General features: G+C 65.6%; 3 protein-coding genes. All 3 read right to left on the minus strand.

Annotated elements, in window-relative coordinates:
- Positions 1–350 precede the first annotated feature (350 nt).
- Positions 351–1,451: an AAA family ATPase gene (locus NTX40_05725; protein MCX5648582.1), complete on the minus strand. Its 1,101-nt coding sequence runs from the start codon at positions 1,449–1,451 to the stop codon at positions 351–353.
- 151 nt (positions 1,452–1,602) lie between these two features.
- The gene (locus NTX40_05730) at positions 1,603–2,430 is read right to left on the minus strand and encodes a dihydropteroate synthase (protein MCX5648583.1); all 828 of its coding nucleotides are present in this window, start codon (positions 2,428–2,430) and stop codon (positions 1,603–1,605) included.
- A gap of 93 nt (positions 2,431–2,523) precedes the next feature.
- Positions 2,524–3,309: acetyl-CoA decarbonylase/synthase complex subunit delta (locus NTX40_05735; protein MCX5648584.1), on the minus strand; the 786-nt coding region annotated here is incomplete at its 5' end.

Raw genomic sequence — 3,309 nt, forward strand, 5'->3', positions numbered from 1 at the left:
GCCGTCTCCGCCAAACCCGCCTTGACGCACACCTATGAAAAGCCCGGCCTGTACAACGTCTTCCTGACGGTCGTGGACCTGGACGGCCACCACGAATACACTCAGACGTGGATTCAGGTGGACTAAGCGGCTTGAGGTAAATCCTGTCAACTTGCCTCAAGGTGGGTTCGCCGCCCCGCTTGCGGGGCGCTGGTTCCGGCGCGCCGGGACGCGGGGCAAGCCCCGCGGCGAACCCACCGCGCAAAAGGCACCCGGCGCGGTGGCCTAGGAAGGCCACCGTGCGATTTATCAGACAGAGTCTAGCCGAAAGACGCGCACCCTCCGACCGGCGGGCGCGCAAGGCCCATCTCTCACTTCCCGTCAGCCAGCATCTCCATCAGGGCCTGAACGTCGATGCTCTCGGAGACGAGGCTCTTGGCCGCCTCGATCTTGTCCGTGTCCTCGGGGCGGATCTTGAATCGCAAATCGCGGAGCCGTGTCGCAACGGAAAACGTATCCTCCTGGCACAGGACGACGGGCACCCCCGTGGAGGCCAGAAGCGACCGGACGCCGGCGGGCGGCTCAAAACCTCCCGTCAGGACCATGCCGGCCACGGGGCCCCCGGCCCCCGGAATCATCGGGCACATCAGCGTGGAAACGAGGATGTTGTCCACCCGGTCGCCGGGTGTCACGACGAGCGTGTTCTCGCGAAGGTAAGCGCACACGTGATGCGGTTCCATCGCCGCGACGACCGTGTGTTCGATCCGGTTGCCGATCGCCTCGTTTCCGGACAACAGAGTCCCGTGAAGTTCCGCGAGAATCTGGTCCATTCGCGGCTGGACGAGTTGGGGCCGGTAGGGGACCGCCCCCAGCAGGCGCGTGCCGAGATGTTGGAGCCCCTGGGCGACGGCCCGCGCGATCTTCGTCTGCTTTTCCGGCCAGACCTTGTTGAGGATGACGCCCAGCACGTCGACCCCGTGTTTGCGGAAGAGATGGAGGCTGAGGGCCACCTCGTCGATCGCGCGCCCGATGCCGCCGTCGGTGATGATGACGACGGGGGCGCCCATGAGTTCGGCGACGCGGGCATTCGACAGGTCGAAGCAGGACCCGACGCCCGCGTGCCCGGTCCCCTCGACGATCAGCAGGCCATGGGCCTCGCGAATGCGGCCGAACGCCTCCAGGATCCGCCATTCCAGGGGATGCGGGTCGCGGTTGAAAATGTAGTGCTCCGTGAAGCCCCGCTCGATCGCAATCGGGCTCATGTCTTCGGGCGAATCCGCGAGGTGGAACGCTTCGCGCGCCAGGACCGCGTCCTCGTCCACGTTCAACCCTTGGTAGCGCACGTAGCGCTGGCCGATGGGCTTCATGTAGCCCGTGTCGAGGCCGAGGTCGCGCAGCGCCTGCACCAGACCGATCATGAGCGTGGTCTTGCCGGCGTCCTGCTGCGTGGCGCTGATATAGAGCGGTTTCATGGACGTCCGTCCTGAATGACGAAATCCGAAATCCGAATGACGAGTGAATGACGAAAAGGCAATGACGAATGGCACACCGTGCCCCATTCGTCATTCGGGCTTCGGGTTTGATTCGTCATTCGGGCCTCGTCATTCGTCATTTGCCGTTCGGCTATCGTTGTCCTCCGGCGATACTTCGGTGCGCCCTCAGAAAACTGTCCGAGTAGATCTGCTTGTTCATGAGCATCTCCGCCGTCGCGACCACGTCGACGAGTTTATCGTCCAGCACGTCTACGATGGCGGAGTCGCATCCGTGCGTCAGAGCCATCGCCAGGAAAACCCGGTTGATGAGGCTCCGCTCCGTGGTCCCCTGGCTCAGGTTCGAAAGGCCCATCGTGATGTGGGGCGGCGGGTCGGACATCAGCCTGATCTGGTCCATCGCCGCCAGGATATTGCCCGGCTGCTCCTGCGCCCCCGGCACGTTGACGGGCAGAATGATCGGGTCGATGAAGATCCGGTCCGGCGTCAGGCCGGCTTCCATGCACTTCGTCAGGATTTCGGCGGCGATCTCCACCCGGCGGTCCACGTTCTGCGGGACGCCTCCGGCATCCATCGTCAAGGCGATGAGGCTTCCGCCGGCTTCCTGGGCCATCGCGACGTACTTGGCCAGCACCTCGGGGTCGCTCTTCTTCGAGAGCGGCGAGGAATTGAGGAGCACGCCGCGCGCCGTGTCGCAGACCGACAGGCCCGCGCGGATGACGGCCGGCTTCTGGCTGTCGAGGCACAGAGGCGTCGCGACCGCCTTCTGGGCGATCTCGACGAGCCACCGGATCGTCCCTTCCTGGTCGGCCGCGGCCGTGCCGACGTTGATGTCCAGGTACGCCGCGCCCGCTTCCGTCTGGCGGCGCGCCAGGTCGGCGATCGGGGCCGGATCCTTTGCCGCAATCGCCTCCTTCACGTCCGTGAACATTCCGTTGATGCGTTCACCGATTGCGATCATTTTGACCTCCTGTATTCGTCATTCGGGTTTCGTCATTCGTCATTACGACGAGCGCTCGCCTTCGGCTCGCGGCTAAACGTGAAAGCGCGGCGGCTACGCGCCGGCGCCCCACACGCTGTCAATGTAGGCCTTGACGGTGGCCACGGCCTTGGGGTGCCTCATCCGCACGATGTCCACTCCGGACTGGAGGAGGGCGACGGCGGTGACGGCTTCCCAGAGGGGGCCTCGCCGGCGCGCGTCGCCCCACTCGGGGGCGTCGTCCGTTGAAACGCGGGCCTCCTTGGCGCGCCAGGATTCGTATCCGACGTCGCAGATGACGGGCATGGCCATCAGTTTGTCGCCCGCCAGCGCCGCCAGACGCTCCCGTTCCTGGATCGAATACGCGTACTCCATCCCGTAGCCGAGGCTCCCCGTCGTCTGGAACATCACGAGGCGCGCGAGCGGGAAACCCATGTCGGACACGAGGATGTTGACCTGCTTGGCGATGTTGATGTCGAGCGGGGCCTGGGCGATGAGCAGGTGGCCGTCCGCCAGGGCCACCGCCGTCAGGTTCTTGTAATTGTCCTGCGCGACCGTGCCGAGGAGGGCTTTCTCGCCCTTGGCGGCCTCGGACACCTTGGGCATGACGGCGTTGTCCTTTTCGTCGTACCCGCATCCCCACAGAATCAGCGGAACGCCGACGGCCGCGAGCACCTTCTTGGTCACGCCGACCGCGTGGGCGGCGTCGCGGTCGCCCTTGTCGGGATGGATGCCGTCAAACTTCACGCACACCAGGTCCGCGCCCCATTCCTCGACGGCCTTCCTGGCCCAGGCGGCCGGGTCCGCGAGGACGCCCGCATACGCCTCCGCGAGGGCAGGGGGCCATTCCGCGGGCGCGGC

It is taken from the genome of Planctomycetota bacterium (genome assembly GCA_026387035.1).
Lineage (GTDB): Bacteria > Planctomycetota > Phycisphaerae > FEN-1346 > FEN-1346 > JAPLMM01.